This window comes from Lysinibacillus sp. NPDC097287 (genome assembly GCF_044761695.1).
Taxonomy (GTDB): Bacteria; Bacillota; Bacilli; order Bacillales_A; family Planococcaceae; genus Lysinibacillus.
Genome location: NZ_JBIWCX010000005.1, coordinates 1 through 16,545, shown reverse-complemented (window position 1 = coordinate 16,545; position 16,545 = coordinate 1). Strand labels below are relative to the sequence as shown.

Annotated in this window: 14 protein-coding genes; 10 read left to right on the top strand and 4 right to left on the bottom strand. The window is 36.0% G+C overall.

The features are described 5' to 3' along the window. Window positions 1-144 precede the first annotated feature (144 nt). Window positions 145-1,635, top strand: coding sequence for a DUF6612 family protein (locus tag ACIQ2D_RS09075; protein ID WP_402862677.1), 1,491 nt, complete (start codon window positions 145-147; stop codon window positions 1,633-1,635). Between the two features lie 156 nt (window positions 1,636-1,791). Here ACIQ2D_RS09075 and ACIQ2D_RS09070 read toward each other — a convergent pair whose 3' ends face one another. Further along, window positions 1,792-2,376 carry a DJ-1/PfpI family protein gene (locus ACIQ2D_RS09070; RefSeq protein ID WP_402862674.1) on the bottom strand — a complete coding sequence of 195 codons (585 nt, stop codon included), beginning with the start codon at window positions 2,374-2,376 and terminating at the stop codon, window positions 1,792-1,794. Between the two features lie 138 nt (window positions 2,377-2,514). On the opposite strand from ACIQ2D_RS09070, the gene ACIQ2D_RS09065 reads away from it, so the two are divergent. The 3 genes from ACIQ2D_RS09065 to ACIQ2D_RS09055 all read left to right on the top strand — a co-directional run bounded on the left by ACIQ2D_RS09065 (window position 2,515) and on the right by ACIQ2D_RS09055 (window position 4,456). Next, the gene (locus ACIQ2D_RS09065) at window positions 2,515-2,949 is read left to right on the top strand and encodes an Lrp/AsnC family transcriptional regulator (protein WP_402862671.1); all 435 of its coding nucleotides are present in this window, start codon (window positions 2,515-2,517) and stop codon (window positions 2,947-2,949) included. A 75-nt stretch (window positions 2,950-3,024) separates the two neighbouring features. Then, window positions 3,025-3,543, top strand: a complete 519-nt coding sequence (locus ACIQ2D_RS09060) for a sigma-70 family RNA polymerase sigma factor (RefSeq protein ID WP_402862668.1) — start codon at window positions 3,025-3,027, stop codon at window positions 3,541-3,543. After that, window positions 3,536-4,456 carry a hypothetical protein gene (locus ACIQ2D_RS09055; RefSeq protein ID WP_402862666.1) on the top strand — a complete coding sequence of 307 codons (921 nt, stop codon included), beginning with the start codon at window positions 3,536-3,538 and terminating at the stop codon, window positions 4,454-4,456. Before ACIQ2D_RS09060 ends, ACIQ2D_RS09055 begins: the two co-directional genes overlap by 8 nt. A gap of 151 nt (window positions 4,457-4,607) precedes the next feature. Here ACIQ2D_RS09055 and ACIQ2D_RS09050 read toward each other — a convergent pair whose 3' ends face one another. After that, window positions 4,608-4,925 carry an ABC-2 transporter permease gene (locus ACIQ2D_RS09050; protein WP_402862663.1) on the bottom strand — a complete coding sequence of 106 codons (318 nt, stop codon included), beginning with the start codon at window positions 4,923-4,925 and terminating at the stop codon, window positions 4,608-4,610. Between the two features lie 33 nt (window positions 4,926-4,958). Between ACIQ2D_RS09050 and ACIQ2D_RS09045 the strand changes: the two genes are divergently transcribed. Next, window positions 4,959-5,240, top strand: coding sequence for a TetR-like C-terminal domain-containing protein (locus tag ACIQ2D_RS09045; RefSeq protein ID WP_402862660.1), 282 nt, complete (start codon window positions 4,959-4,961; stop codon window positions 5,238-5,240). A 56-nt stretch (window positions 5,241-5,296) separates the two neighbouring features. Here the strand turns inward: ACIQ2D_RS09045 and ACIQ2D_RS09040 are convergent, their stop codons facing one another. Beyond that, window positions 5,297-5,899: a LysE/ArgO family amino acid transporter gene (locus ACIQ2D_RS09040; protein WP_402862657.1), complete on the bottom strand. Its 603-nt coding sequence runs from the start codon at window positions 5,897-5,899 to the stop codon at window positions 5,297-5,299. A 101-nt stretch (window positions 5,900-6,000) separates the two neighbouring features. Here ACIQ2D_RS09040 and ACIQ2D_RS09035 point away from each other — a divergent pair, with 101 nt between their 5' ends. Then, entirely contained in the window at window positions 6,001-7,428 is a 1,428-nt protein-coding gene (locus ACIQ2D_RS09035) for an aminotransferase-like domain-containing protein (protein ID WP_402862654.1), read from the top strand. A 34-nt stretch (window positions 7,429-7,462) separates the two neighbouring features. On the opposite strand, the gene ACIQ2D_RS09030 is transcribed toward ACIQ2D_RS09035, so the two are convergent. Next, window positions 7,463-8,614, bottom strand: a complete 1,152-nt coding sequence (locus tag ACIQ2D_RS09030; RefSeq protein ID WP_402862651.1) for a 3-phenylpropionate MFS transporter — start codon at window positions 8,612-8,614, stop codon at window positions 7,463-7,465. Window positions 8,615-8,712: 98 nt separating this feature from the next. Here ACIQ2D_RS09030 and yeiL point away from each other — a divergent pair, with 98 nt between their 5' ends. From yeiL to ACIQ2D_RS09010, 4 genes are all read left to right on the top strand, one after another. Next, window positions 8,713-9,378 (top strand): transcriptional regulator YeiL, encoded by a 666-nt coding sequence (yeiL, locus tag ACIQ2D_RS09025; protein WP_402863309.1) that lies wholly within the window; start codon window positions 8,713-8,715, stop codon window positions 9,376-9,378. Window positions 9,379-9,620: 242 nt separating this feature from the next. Further along, a complete protein-coding gene (locus ACIQ2D_RS09020) occupies window positions 9,621-10,601 on the top strand; it encodes a diaminopimelate dehydrogenase (RefSeq protein ID WP_402862648.1) in 981 nt (326 codons plus the stop codon). Between the two features lie 652 nt (window positions 10,602-11,253). Beyond that, window positions 11,254-12,804 carry a methyl-accepting chemotaxis protein gene (locus ACIQ2D_RS09015; RefSeq protein WP_402862645.1) on the top strand — a complete coding sequence of 517 codons (1,551 nt, stop codon included), beginning with the start codon at window positions 11,254-11,256 and terminating at the stop codon, window positions 12,802-12,804. A gap of 322 nt (window positions 12,805-13,126) precedes the next feature. Next, the gene (locus tag ACIQ2D_RS09010) at window positions 13,127-16,240 is read left to right on the top strand and encodes a BTAD domain-containing putative transcriptional regulator (protein WP_402862643.1); all 3,114 of its coding nucleotides are present in this window, start codon (window positions 13,127-13,129) and stop codon (window positions 16,238-16,240) included. The last annotated feature ends 305 nt before the right edge of the window (window positions 16,241-16,545 follow it).

Below are 16,545 nucleotides of genomic sequence, written 5' to 3'. Positions count from 1 at the left end.
TATGACAACTTTAACATTAGTTTGAAATATAAGTAAAAGTTCAGTAGCTTGTTGTTTAGCTTTATAGCATTTTCCAATATAGTTATGTATAATTATAAATGTAATAGTTTTACATTATATATAGATTAGTGGGGGAATGGAATTATGAAACACAAGAAAAGTAAACTTTTTACAACAAGTGCGGTTGCACTAGCAGTAACGGCTTTAGCAGTAGTACCTGCATCAGCGGCAAGTCCTTTTTCAGATGTAAGTGAAGACCATCCACATTTTAAAGGGATTTCTACACTTTCTAAAGCAGGTGTTATAAATGGCTATGATGATGGCACTTTTAAACCTTCACAAGCTGTGACTCGAGGACAAGCTGCTAAAATAATTGTCAATGCATTTGAACTTTCAGCACCAGATAAAAATCTAAATTTCAAAGATCTCGATGAATCGAGTGAATATTATGAAGCTATCGCAGAATTAGTTGCACATGGTGTGGTTAAGGGGTATGACGATAACACATTCCGTCCAAATGAAACTGTCACACGTGGCCAAATGGCTGTGATGATTGCAGGAGCATTAGATTTAAATGCGAAAGGAACAAGTCCATTCACTGATGTACCAGAGGGAAGTTCTTTTGCTAATGCTGTTACAGCACTTTATGAAGCAGGTATTTCGAAAGGTATTTCTGCTACTGAATTTGGTGTAAATAATAAAGTGACACGCGGTCAATTAGCTACATTTATAGTTAATGCTATGACTACATTGCCAACTGAATCAGAGTCAACAGAATCACAGCCAAGTTCCATTACTCTAGAAGAAGTATTTAACAAAGCAATAGCAAAACAGCAAGACGTGAAAAGCATGAAAGCAACAATGACGATGACACAAGCACTAGAGGTAATTGAAGGTAAAGAAACAATTAAAACGAACACATCGAGCAAAATGACAATGAATGCAGTGGTAGACCCTATGCAATTTTTCATTGAAGGAACAATGGCTATGACGGAACCTGAAAGCGGCGAAGCAATAGAGGTTCCATTAAAAATGTACATGACTGCAAAAGATGGTATGTATATGTTTGAACCGACAGAAGGGATTTGGATGAAGTTCCCAAGCGATATGTTTAATACAATTCTCGACCAAGCAGGTGTACAAGTAAGCGGTGCTGATCAGATTGTAATGCTGAAAGAATTTGCAAAAGATTTTACAATGCAGGAAACAAATAATGCCTATGTTTTGACACTAAATGCAGATGGTGAGAAGTTCAGTCAATTGATTAAAGAGCAAGTTTCGGCACTTTTACCTATGATGGAAACAGGCATAGAAGATGAAGATGCCCTTGCAGTAGAAGAGGAAATTGGAGCATTGTTCAATAATATGTCATTTGATAATGTAAAGTATCAATTAACAATTGATAAAAAATCATTTGATATTAAAGGTATCGTGATGGATATGACTTTAGGAATGACTATAGAAGACGTTAAAATGAAGATTGATCAAAAATCAAACATCACATACGATGAATTTAATACAATTAAGACGATTACCATCCCACAAGATGTTCTGAAAAATGCGAAAGAGTTACCAGCAATAACAGTAGATGAAAAAGAGCTAGTTTCCACAATTACTCTTCCAATCATAAAGTAAAACTATATACATTGAATGGATGAATACGGCGGTCTTGGTTGCAAGTACCGCCAATACAGCTATTGATGATCTGTATTCATGGGAAGTTAATTTTGAACAAATAAGATATTTAAAAAGGATGCTTCTTGTTTAATAGAAGCATCCTTTCCTGTGTATTTAGTGAAAGCCCATTAAGTTTTTTACTTTTGCAGTGTTTTCGACAGAAGTTAGCATTTCGAGTAACAGAAAAGCTACTTCAAAAGCAGTTCCTGGATTCGATGACGTAATTACATGTTCTGTTTTTACAATCCGCTCATTAACAATGATTGCACCATAGGATTGTAACTGCTCTAGTCGTTTACTTGTAGGATGATTGTAAGTCGTAGCCTCTCTATTATGTAAAATGCCGCTATGTCCTAATGCTAGAGAAGCTACACAAATAGTTGCGATAGGTTTCTTTCGATCGTCGAAGTGGCGAATCACTTGTTGAAAAGCATCACTAAATGCATCCTCATAAAATCCAGCCTCTTCAAATCCACCAGGAATCGCTAACGCGTCAAAATCCTCTAAGTTAACTTCATGTAATAATTTTTCCGGAGTTACGGTGAAATTCCAAGTACATTGTAATTCGTTGTGTAAGCCTACTGTGACAACTTCTGTCGATCCATCACCTTCCCATTTATTCCATCCAAGGACATCTGTAAAAACACTTGCTTCTACCGCTTCAAAACCATTTGCTAACAATAATAATATTTTTGTCATGTTACTTGCCTCCCTTATAGTTATATTTTAATAAAGTAAGATGAAATGGAACATAAGATAAAGAATGTATTTTCTTTATTTTGCTTTATAATATAAGAAAATACTGATTTTTTAATTAAGAAAAAAAGGTGGATACATATGGATCAAATTGATACTGAAATTTTACAGCAACTTCAACAAAATGCGAAAATTTCGATGAAGGAGCTTGCTACGATTGTTCATCTATCGTCACCAGCTGTTATTGAGCGCGTAAAAAAACTTGAGGAGCAAGGCATTATTGAAGGGTATACGACAAAGGTAAACCTAAAAAAAATAAATCGTACAATACAAGCAATTATTCTATTTAAGTCCATTGATTGTAAAAGTCTTTCAAACTTTTGCAATGCACATCCTGATGTTCTTGAATGTTACCGCGTAGCTGGTGAAATTAGCTATATAGTTAAAATCGCTACATACTCAGTCGAGACATTAGAGCAGTTTATTGATGATGCGATGCCTTATGGTACACCTTCAACCAATATCGTTCTATCTTCTACTGAAAAATCATTAATTTCACCATTTCCAATAGATTAAAAAATTATTTTACAAAAATGCAAACCTCTACATCATGAGCCCCGTTTATAGTGCAGAGGAAGGGGGAGAGTGACGTTGCAACGGATTGATGAACTTGAAGAAATTATGGAGCAGCATACAGAGAGACTGATTCGATTAGCTTATTATTACGTCAAAGATTTACAAAGTGCGGAGGATATCGTTCAAGATGTGTTCATTAAATTTTACGACAACTGGCAAAGTTACGAGGAACGTGGCGAGCTAAAGGCGTATTTGTCTAGGCTAGTTATTAATAGAAGTAAGGATTACTTACGTAGTTGGACGTATCGTAAAATTCGAGTGCAAAATAAAATATTTGCCAAGCAAAATATAATGAAAAAAGATGCACTGATTCAGCAGGACGAGCATGCCATAATTGAAAATGCAATATTAGCACTACCATTGATACAACGCGAAGCACTCATTTATTTTTACTTTGAAGAAATGCCTGTTGCTGATATTGCGGATTTAATTGATGTCCCAGTAAGTACAGTAAAAACGAGACTTCGTCGAGGTAGAGAGCTATTAAAGCCAAAGCTTAAACACATTGAGTGGGAGGTGCTCATGCATGAGTAAATATGAGGTGGACGTGCTCAAGGATTTGAAAGACAGCAAGAAACGTGTGATGACCAATGTTGTGGAACAAATTGCACAACGGGAAGTTAAGAAGAAATACCTGCGTTGGCAATATAGTTTGTTGACTGTTATTTTGACCGTATGTATAGGATTATTTATTTACACACAATTCAACGAAGAGAGGCCACTATCTGCAAGTGATGTAAAAATATTAGATGAGAAAACAATAGAAATGTTTCTTGGAATGGCAAACCAAGAATTCATGAATGAAACATTTCAAACATTATTAGAAATGGATGCCTTTTACGCCTATGCTTTAGACAAAGGAATTGTGTTTAACGAAGATACCATAGTTGAGCAGGACAATCGGACTCAAGACATTTATAATCTTATAAAAAACGACCCTGAAAAGATTGAAGAATTCACCAAATCGAATATTACTTTAGATGAATTTTTTGAAGAATTTTTGGAACCGAATACGATTAAAATGATTGCCCAAAGTGAACTGATGAAGATTTATTATAAGAAATATGAGGATGCTTTCCCACTTCATGCGTATCTTGCTGTTAAAAATGAATCCATGCAATATTTTTTAGCTAAGTATGGTGAGGAAATTAAACATCTCGAAGAAAAATATCAACTTTCTGCAAAAACATCTTATACTAGCAATCAGTTAAAAACTGGTTATATTGCAGCAATTGAGGGTGACCGATTTTTAGTTGATCCTGCTAATAATGGTCGTATATCTAATGAAGAAAATAATGAAAAGCCGTTACATGGTATGTGGTTTCCTATTCATGATGTAATAGATAAAGTAAATGTTGGAGACTATGTACACGTAAAATATAGTTTGACTTCAACAGAAGGGGCTGACACTGCTGCTAATTTACTTGAGCTTGAAATAATAGAATAAAGATAAATCCTCGCTTAAATAGTGAATAAGTTTTCTTAGATTTCAAATATTTCAGAAATACTAAAAAGGGTCCTAATACGGAGTTGTTCTCCATTTGGACCCTTTTCTTTTTTGATTTAAATATGAAGCTACTATATCTTCTTTGTTTCTTTTACATATTTGACTGAGTATCATTCTCCATGTTTCCACTCGGTTTTAGAGCAGAAGCACATAAGATGACCAGGCTACCTAAGCCAATTCCTACTAAAACCATAGTAGGGTGATTCCAACTAAGTCCGTTGTCGAAGAAAAATAATTCGCGTAGACCGTCCACCATAAAACGCATTGGTAACCAAGAATAGATCCAATCATGATAAAACGAAGACATAAACTCTGGAGGCATTGCTAGTAACGGTGCGCCAAAGAACAAAATTAGGACGAAAAGTGGCATGGCTTTTATGCCAATCCATGCAAGACCAGCTGAAATCATTAAATAAAAGCTATAGAAGAAAATGCACGGTTTATGAAATTAATATTAGGACCAAATGGAGATCCTTCGTTTCAAGATAGAATAAAACAATTTATGAAAGCTAATTTTATTGGAAAAATCATGAAAGATTTAAAAGAGGAGTCGCTTTTGGTCCCGGTGGAGTATCTTATGAGCTATGTTACTGCTGCTCACCTTGGGGTCATTCAACAATGGTTAGAAAGTGACATGCAGCAATCACCTCAAGAAATGGCATTAGTATTAGTAAAAATATCATTCTTTGGTCCTGCTCATGTGGCTGGATTAAGGGAGGGGTAGAGAAACAGGATAGGTTTTCAATCTTCCTGTTTCTCTTAACTCAAACGAGCAGTTCATTAAAGAAGACCACTTACTAAATAAATGGCGGTTGCCCAAATAAAAACAGCAGAACATTTGTTAAACACGTTCATGAGTTTACCAGAGCTGTCGACTTTTTTAACCGATGCACCAGCGACTGTGAGTCCAAAAAACCATAGCCAAGATATCAAAATACAAGAAGCGGTGAAATAGATTTGTGTAACACCACTGTATTTCAAAGCACTTGTCCCAATCACGCCAATCGTATCTAAAATGGCATGAGGATTTAATAAGGATACCGATAGTGCAAATAATATCTGTTTTTTTATAGGGAGTGCCTCATTATTTTCGGTTTTAGTAGGCTTAGATTGCCAAATGGCATAGCCCATATATAGTAGAAAAAGAATACCTGCACTCATGAGAGCTATCCGTAGCCATTCAAACTGCAACACAATAACAGATAAGCCAAAGACAGCGAGCAAAATAAGCAATGTATCACATAATGCTGCTGTAATGGTGGCTGGAAGAGCACGAACAAAACGCTGCTGCGTGGCACCTTGTGAAAATACGAATACATTTTGTACACCTAACGGCAAAATAAGTCCAAATGCTAAAATCGCGCCATGCAGAAATGCTTCCATTTGTCATACCTCCTTTCCTTCATTAGTTTACATATGATATAACTATATGAAAACGACCAATTGGTTGGTTTTATAGCCACCCAATTTTTAAGGAGGGAATTATGAGCTGGCAACCGAAAAGAGAGGCACAAACGACGCTTCAGCAGCAAATCATCGAATGGATAATTGACAACATTGAACGTGGCGACTGGGTAGTGGGGACCAAACTTCCGACACAAAGACAGCTCGCTATGCAATTTGGTGTGAACCGTAGTACTGTCCAACAAGCATTAGAGGAACTAAAAGCAGATGGATTACTAGAAGCAAAGGTTGGATCTGGCGTATTTGTAGCAAATAATTCTTGGCATGTACTCGTAAAGCAAGCACAACCGAATTGGCAAAATTATATTGAGGCAAGTTTACATAAACCGAATTATCATACCATCCAACTGATCAATGAGTATGAGCAACGTGGGGATATTATTCGCTTAGGAACAGGGGAGTTGGCGCCGAGTTTGTTACCGACGACTGAAATAGAGGCTTCATTAAGAGAACTAACCTTGCACCCAAAGGCTCTAGGCTATTCTTCGCCGCAAGGTAGTGAATCATTACGGTTGGCTATTTGTGAGTATGTGAAAAAAAGAGGGATTCAGGCTTCTCCACAAAATGTTTGTATTGTTTCAGGAGGATTACAGGCATTACAGCTTATTGCGGTTGGTTTATTGGAGCAAGGTTCTATCGTCTTTCAAGAGGAGACCTCTTATTTAAATTCTGTACACCCGTTTCAATCAGTCGGAATGCAAATGATACCTGTTGTGCGTGATGCACAGTTACTCTCCACACTTGAACAAAGAAAACGTAAACGTCAGGCAATTTTTTATGCAGTTCCTACATTAAATAATCCAACGGGTGCAGTATGGTCTCAAGCTGAAAAAGAGCAGCTTTATGACGCTTGCAAGCAATTACGGATACCTATTATTGAAGATGATGTCTACCATGAATTGCTTTTTGATGAAACGACGATACCGATAAAATCAAAGGATGAAAGTGGGCAAGTACTTTATATTGGTAGTGTGTCAAAAACATTAAGTCCAGGTCTTCGTATTGGGTGGATTATTGGACCTTCGACCGTTATTGAGCGGCTTGCTGATATAAAGATGCAAACAGATTACGGTTCAAGTGCTATTTCACAGGAAATTGTGTTGCACTGGCTTCAAACTGGGAAATACGAAAAACATATTAAACACTTGCGTCATGAATTGCAGCAAAGAGCTGATTTTGTCGTAGAGATATTAAAGGAGAACTTTGTAGAAATCGCTAGTTGGCAGCAACCTAAAGGTGGTTTTTATATTTGGCTAAAATTTCATGAGCCAATTGTAGATAAAGGGTTATTCATGAAGTTATTACAACAACATGTGCTTATAAACCCCGGATATATTTATGACTCGCAAGATGCACATCATATCCGTCTTTCGTATGCATACGCAACAATCGAAGAATTAAAAATAGGCTTGCAAGTATTAAACGATGTAGTAGTGTCAAAAAAATGAGCTGTCTCAAATGTTATTGAGACAGCTCATGCTTTTAATATTGAAATTTCTTACGAGTGGCAAGAATGATAAGAATCGCTGGCACGGTACAAATAATCATTGCTAAAAATGATAAGCCCGGCGATATTTCATATAGGAACCCACCTAAAAACGTAAGGATTGAAGTACTTAGCCCCATAGCTAGAGCTGAATATAAACCTTGCGCATTTGGAATTTGCTCCTTCGGCAACGTTTTTGTTAAATAAGCGATAAAAGCATAATGTGCTAATGCGAAGGATAGAGCATGTAATATTTGTGAGAATATAAAAACCCATACATTCGGGAAAAGAAAGATTAATACCCAACGTAATGTCGAACCTACGCCTGCTAATAGCAGTAGCGATGAAGAGCGCCATTTCGTCAATAATGTATCAGCCTTCATGAAATACAGAATTTCACAAATAACAGCTATGTTAATAATCATACCCATATAAAGCGGATTAACGTTTAAATCCTCTAAGTAAATATAACCATAACTATAATAAGCAGCGTGTGCTCCTTGGAGCAAAATCACGATTAATAACACAACTGGAAAGCCTGTTATTTTCCAAAGTGTTTTCATGGAAAGTGAATGTTTTCGATCTTCTTTGGTTGGAACGGTAAGTAGTACTTTCGGTGTTGCTGTCAATTGCATTAGAAGCATACCAATCAGACCTACAATCATGCTCCAGAAGATCATTTGCTTACCAAATACACCAGTGAGCATACTAATAATGAGTACTGCAATGACGAAGCCAAAAGAGCCATATGAACGGCTTTTGCCATAATGGACGTGACTTTGTTGTACAAGTGTTGCTGCACTACTTTCAATTGCAGGTAATAATGCTGGGTAAAAGGCGCTGAATAAAATCGTCACAATGAAAAGAGACGTAAACGAAGTGCTTGGAATATAAAGTAGCGCCGTCACTAGTGCTCCAAGTGCTAAAATCCCATTTAGATTTTTGTTATTGACGTATTTTGCGAGTGTTGGAAAGAAGAATAAGTTAGAAGCTGCCCTGGCAAGTAAACCACAACCCATAACAATACTAGCTTCAGAGACGGTTAGTTGTTTTGCATCAACAAGCCAACCTGTCCAGTAGGGTAAAAAGATACCCCATGTGAAGAAAAAGGCAAAGAAATTTTGAGAAAGCCATCGTTGATTATTCATAAGATTTCGTACCTCCATTAACTATGTTGAATAATAGCACGTTCCTCGATAGAATAATGTGAGATATCTCATATTTTGAAAGGTTTGTGATGAAAAATATGCAAATATTAACGGGTTGTAACCGCGCTCACTATTTAGAACAATTTCCCATTGAAGACTTTTTCTCATTTGATATACAGCCTTACATAGAAGTATGCCAGTTTGAAAAAGGGGAGTGGATTTTCCAGGAAGGCTCATACCCAGATACGATGTATTACATGATTGAGGGAAAGGCAAAGCTTTATGTAACACATAAAAACGGCAAAGTATCACTGATTGAATATATTGAAGCTCCTAGTTTTATGGGTGAAATTGAATTAATAAATGAGGGTAGGTATACAAAGGGAATTCAAACAGTGTCAAAAACCATCTGCTTGTCGATTTCCATTAATGGATGTAAGGAAAAATTACTTGCTGACGCCAAATTTTTGCGCAGAATTTGTGTATTTCTCGGACAAAAGCAAACGGCCGTGACAGCAAAATATACACAAAATCAGGTATATCCACTCGAAAACCGATTAGCGGCTTTTATTCAACTATCATCTGATCAAGGCTTTTACAAAGAAAAGCATACTGAAATATGTGAGTATTTGGGTGTGTCTTATCGACATTTATTGTATGTCATTGCTCAATTCTGTGAAGAAAAAATTCTAGAAAAAACAAAAAAAGGTTATCACATCATCAATGAAGAACGCCTTGCTGAATTAGCACAGGAAATTCAATAAAATCCTCGTAGCGCAAGTGGTAATATGCTGAATATTCGGTGTAATTTGTTGTTAAAACCCTAAAATTACTTTGAAACCGCATTCATGCCATTGACGGATAGTAATCATACAAAACTTGTATAGATTATGGCAAAAAACACGTACTCAAACTATTGTGAATTTTTCTAACACAAAGTATCATTATAGTTAGATTTAACGTGAAAGGCTTCACATAGTCACGTTAACGTAAGGAGGAATTTTTTATGGGTAAGATTCGAGTTGGTATTGTAGGTTACGGAAATTTAGGCCGTGGTGTTGAATTTGCGGTTTCACAAAATCCAGATATGGAAGTAGTGGCAGTTTTTACACGTCGTGACCCTTCTTCAGTAAACGTTGCAAGTAACGCAAGCGTATATTTAGTAGATGATGCTGAAAAATTCCAAAATGACATTGATGTAATGATTTTATGTGGTGGTTCTGCAACAGACTTGCCAGAACAAGGTCCTCACTTTGCACAATGGTTTAACACAATTGATAGTTTCGATACACATGCAAAAATCCCTGAATTCTTTGCTTCTGTAGATGAAGTTGCACAACAATCTGGTAAAGTATCAGTTATTTCAGTAGGTTGGGATCCAGGCTTGTTCTCACTAAATCGTGTATTAGGTGAAGCTGTACTACCTGTAGGAACAACATATACATTCTGGGGTGACGGCCTAAGCCAAGGACACTCAGATGCTGTACGTCGCATTGAAGGCGTGAAAAATGCAGTACAATACACTTTACCGATTAAAGATGCAGTAGAACGTGTACGTAACGGTGAAAACCCTGAACTTACAACACGTGAAAAACATGCGCGTGAGTGCTGGGTAGTATTAGCAGAAGGCGCAGATGCTGCAAAAGTTGAACAAGAAATTGTTACTATGCCAAACTACTTTGATGAGTACAATACAACTGTAAACTTCATTTCAGAAGAAGAATTTAATGCAAATCATACAGGAATGCCACATGGTGGTTTCGTTATTCGTAGTGGTGAAAGTGGTGCTGATAACAAGCAAATTCTAGAATTCTCGTTAAAGCTTGAGAGTAATCCAAACTTTACATCTAGTGTTCTTGTAGCCTATGCTCGTGCAGCATATCGTTTAAGCCAAGCTGGCGACAAAGGTGCCAAAACAGTGTTTGATATTCCATTTGGTTTATTATCACCAAAATCAGCTGCAGAATTACGTGCAGAATTGTTATAATTCTTTAAGTCCAATTATCAGTTATGATAATTGGACTTTTTTTTATAAAATCATACATGTTGATTAACTAAATTTAAATATTACTTATAAAGTGGTAGGTTGATTGCTGCTACGGGATGCTCGCTTTCCGCGGGCAAGCACTAAGCCGCATCCTTTGTTGCTGACGCTTCGCTTTCGTACATGAAACATTGTTTCGCTACGCTACGTACAGGGTCTCAGTTCGCTTGCATTTCCCGCAGGAAGCTTTGCTCTGCGACGAAAGCGAAGCGACAGGAGCACTCGAGCACCCTCCGCTACAATTAACTAAAAATGTAGTAACAGACGTTAGTATTGACTATTAAATAACTAAAATTACCGGTAAATAACAACCTAATAAATTCCTAATTAACAGGCCTAAAAAACATCACCCAATATGCATGCTGGAATACATCTTCTTTAAATAGGGCACGCGAGAAAAAGTAATGCTAAAGACTAATTGATTAACTTTATACTATGTAGTTAAAATGATTCTTTTTTCAAAAGACTCTTTATAAAAACGTCTGACATCCGATAAGAGAGATTGAACATCTATATTCTTTGCAGAGTGTATTGTACTATTTTTATTGATATACTCTCAATTTGCTAACAAAATATAATTTAGAAGGTGTCAAATTTGAATAAAGAACATATTTCACAGGAACGGAATAGTTTAATATTAAAAATTACAACTGGTGTTGTGTTATTGCTGATAGGAACTTACTTGTTACACCAACAATTCGGTTTTTTAGAGCAACATATTATTCTCTTAAATGGGCAGGTAAATAAAGCATTACCTTATAAGATATCTGTCCTAACATTACTTGCTATTCCAACCGTACTTTGCATTATTTCGTGGCTATTGTATTTAAAAAACGCAAAGGATGAACGGCTGGCATGGCTGTTAATGTTGGCACTAACATTTTCTAGTATTGGAATTATTGCAGCTGGCAACGGCTTAGTAGAATACCACTTTTCTATTTTCATGGTACTTGCGTTTATTGGAACTTTCCAAAACATCCGACTTGTAGTAGTAAGTACAGTTATTTTTGCAGTTCAACATTTAGCCGGTTATTTTTTATTTCCAGAAATAATTTGCGGAACGAGTAACTATTCGTTCGCATTATTATTAATTCATGCAGTTTATTTAATTTTAACAAGTTCCGCTACCATTTTGATTATTTACAAAACACACAAAGCGGAAGCTTATTATCGCGAAAAAGAAGAAATCTCCAATACTGAATTACAAAGTTTGTTAGCAGAGTTAAGTCGCGTAGGAGATATTATGAATCAACAATCATTAGAACTTGCCACTGATTCCAAATTAATGACTGAGGCAAGTTATCATATTACGAATGCGCTGCAAAGTAATGAAAAGGATTTAAAACAAGAAGCTGACCAACTACAAAAAGGTTTTGCTAAAAACGAAGTGTTGCTTGAAGAATTTGAACATATCCAAGCAAGTACAAAAAAAGTTGCAGACAAAGCAAAACATAGCTTACAGCAAGCTTCCGCCGGGAAAGAATCTGTAAATGGCGTATCTACGCAAATGCAAGTGATTACAGTTGCTATTGAATCAATTAACGGTCTAGTCATCCAACTTGCTAATCAATCACAACTAATTACACGGTCTTTACATGAAATTGAGAGCGTCTCAGAGCAAACCAAACTGCTTGCATTAAATGCATCGATTGAAGCGGCTCGTGCTGGTGAACATGGTAAAGGGTTTGCAGTTGTAGCAGGAGAAATTCGCAACCTCGCGACACATTCTCAGTCATCAACGGCAGATATTCAATCTGTTTTACAAAACATTGATATACAAATACAAGAAATCGCAGAAAAAATGAATTCAGGTGTGAATGAAATTGATAAAGGGAATGCAGCAATAATGAGCAATGCCGATTTATTCCATGTAATTTTAACCTCTATGCAAGAAGTAGAAAATGGAGTCGAACAAATTTCAGCCGCATCACAAATAGTGGCAACACATGCAAGCGAAACAAATGGAATCTTTACTAGTATTTTAGATAGTAATAATGGATCTTTAGAAAACGTAAAAGTTATTGCGACTGCTGCACAAGACCAATACACTTCAACTGAATCATTAAAGCAAGTGATAAATGAGCTTCAAACAATGGCAGATGAGTTAAATTTACTAGTGAATAAAATCAACACCCAAAAAGCATAGTATTATTGAAAAACGTTCGGTCTTATCGAACGTTTTTTTGTTTCTTTCACATTTATATATCCTAAAATGTAGGGGAATAACAGATCTGATGATTTGATTCCTGTAAATAATCATATAGTATATGGTAAACTGTGAATAATTTAACTGTTAGAGTGGTAAAAAACATTAAATATATATAGTATTTATTGTTTCGTATTTTCAGTAATGTGTACTAACACTAGCATGTAAGGGGTGTTATCATTCAATGACCATAGATATTATTATTCAGTCAAAATGTATCCCACCAAGTCCGTCGAATTATTGTATAAATCGAGCGCCACTCATGAAAAAATTAAAACATAGTCTGGATCATACGTGTACCTTCATTCATAGTGGCGCAGGTTATGGCAAAACAACTTTACTCGCACAATTTTTACACTCAGAAACCATTCCATTTTCTTGGTATACAGTTACCGAAGAAGATGACAATATATTACCGTTTATAAGGTATTTGATTAATAGTATTCAATGTGTCTTTCCTAAGTTTGGAGAGGATTTTGAACTTTGGAATCGGCTTTCACGTTTTCCGAAAATAGAGGAACTCAATCGTTTGTACAAACTTTTTATCAATTGCCTTTGTACGATACAACACCCCTTCATTATCGTGATTGATGACTACCATTTAGTTGATCATGAATTTCACATTAACTACGTTTTAGAAAAAATAATAGAATTTGCACCACCTCATATCCATTTCATTGTCGCATCAAGATCATTACCGAATTGGGACATTCTTCGAAAGCTAAAATTGCAAATGAAATTGCTGGTGATTTCTGAATCGGATTTAGTCTTTTCAACTGAGGAGATTGCTGTGTTTTTTGAAGATTATGTAGCCGTGTACTTATCTGATGATGAAAAAGCGAAGGTTTTGGAAATAACAGAAGGATGGGCAATCAGTATTTCATTATTGGCCGAACAATGGAAAAATGAACCGATTGAGCGTTGGTTAACAATTCAAACGAATGATCTCTTCTCATACTTATCTGAAGATGTCTTCGCTAAGATGAGCGCACTTGAACAGCAAGCTCTTTTGTATTTTGCTATTTTCCCAAACTTTTCAGTAGAGTTAATCACACAATTTTACGATCAGGAGGTCGCTGATACGTTAGAGCTGTTATTGAGTAGGCATCTATTTATACAACCAATCGCTGCTAATGGGTTGTACCGATTCCATTCATTATTTAGAAAGTTTCTCGAAATGAAATGGCAACAAGACCAAGCACAGTTTATTGCACTACACAAAAAAGCAGCCTTATATTACGGTACTAAAGATAATGTCCATGCAGTTCTTCACCATGCCTTTAAAACAAATGACAATGATTTTTGTGGTGAATTATTGCAAAAAAATGCAGAAAGTATAGTTAAAGCTGGTCAATTTGAATGGTTATTAGAAAAAATTAATCGTTTTTCGCAAAGTGAGATGCAGAAATACTATCCACTATATTATTTTGAAGGTGAATGTCATCGTTACCGAGCCTATTATGAAAAGGCAAAAAGGGCTTATGAAGAGTGTGCCATCATAGCTAGGAAAGAAAATGATTTCCTCTTTATGACGAAAGCTCAGGCCGGATTAGCGTATATTTATCTTGATACCATTCAACCAGCTCTTGCAGAACCTTATTTAATACAAGCATTAAAACTTGCCAATAACACTGCATTAAGTTTAAAAGAGCATTTAGAATTGCAACGACAGTATGCTGAGAATCTGGTGAATTTAGGAAAAGCGGAGCAGGCAAGTCATTTTATTGAAGGCGTCGCCTTAGATAAGGAAATCTTGCAAAGAGCCAACGTAGATGTGCGTATACTATTAAGAACTGGCAAGCTACACGATGCAATAATTTTATTGGCTAAAAGGCTCGAAGGTCCAGCGCAAATGATTGCGACGCACCGAGAGAGTGAACTGCTGGCATCATTTGTTCATGGATTATTAGGAGAAGCTAAGGAAGCATGGAACACAGCTCAAGTAGGTATTCGTAGAGGTGTACGAGAAAAGTCTATTTTTATTGAGGCTGTGGGTTATATTCGAAAAGGTAGTGCTCTATTATTATTTGATTTCCCAGACTATGAGGGAGCATGCTTGGCTTATGAAAAAGCCATTGCACTTATGAATACAATCAATATCTCACGTGTAAAAGCAGAGCCTTATATGGGACTTGCTATTGTCAAACATGCGAAGGGGGATACGTTAGCTGCTAAAAAGTATTTAGCACTCGGCTTACAGGAAACTGAACAAGTCCATGATGCATGGATGTCCGCACTCATTTTGCTTGTTGAAGTGAAAATTACCCTCTCTCAAAATGAATTGGAAAAAGCAAAACAATCGCTCTTGAAAGCACAAATGCAATTTCAAGATTGTGGCGATACAAACGGTGAAATGCATGTATTATTCTATCAATCTGTGATTGCTTTCAAAGAACATGACACACAAGAATTTTGTATCTATTTCAAGCAATTTGCAAGTTATTGCATTACTCAAGGCTACGAATACTTCTTCCAAAGAAGAACGATGTTAGGACCGTCAAATTTAGCGGTCTTTCTCGAACTTTTACAATATAGTGATCAAAACAACATCGATAGTTCAGCGATTCAAATCATCAATAGCTATTTTAATGTGGATAGTAATTTAATATACCCATCAAGCGAGATACAAGTTAATTTTTTTGGTAGTTTAAGTTTGATTAGAAATCATCATCAATGTGAAGATAAAGAATGGCAACGTGATAAAGCAAAGGAGCTTTTTGTTTATTTGTATTGTAATAGGCATAGGTATATTCCTAAAGAAGAAATTGCACAAGCATTATGGCCTGAGCGGTTAGTAGATTCACTAGACCGTGATTTTAAAGTTATATTGAATGCCTTATTGAAGGTGCTTGAGCCTACTAGAAATGCAAGGCAGGATAGTTATTTTATCCATCGAAAAAATAATATGTATCAATTACGGTATATTCATTTTTTACAAATCGATGTTGAACGTTTTCTCTATTACTATCAATTAGGGATGACAGAAGTAGATCCTTATTCTTCAAATGAATGGCTTCATCTAGCTGAAGCCTGCTATAAAGGAGCTCTTTACGCTGAGAAAAAGCAGCTCGATTGGATTGTACAAGACCGTGAAAAATTACAAACCTTATATATTGAAGTACTTGAAAAAATGGCACAAAACGCCATTCGTCAACAAAACTTTAAACAAGCTATTGTATATGCGGAAAAAATGATTCGTGAAGATTTGCTGTGGGAGGAAGGATATAGACTTTTAATGTATTGTTATTTTCAATTAAACAATCGACCACTCGCATTAAAATGGTACGAAAAATGTGTGCAACAATTGCACAAAGAACTAAATACAACGCCAATGGAGTCTACAATGGCTGTTTATGATTTAATAATTCAAAATTGAAAACCACACTTTGCGAATAAACTGCATTGTGTGTTTTTTTTGTGAAAAATCTAGATTTTATCAAGGTAATGTGATAATAATTTACGATTTTGTACCTGTCGCTTCGTTTCACTTTCATTCTGTTAATAAAGTATTTTGTCCATAGAAATTTCGTGACTGAAATTGTTCTTAAAAATGTAGACAAAAACACACGCATTTTCCAGTGGGAGTAAGGCACTGCCTGTCTTTTTTGAGACAATAAGAAAACACCTTATTGTACAGCCAGTTTACGGTATTTTACCGGAGACTGGCTGTTTAATTTTGTT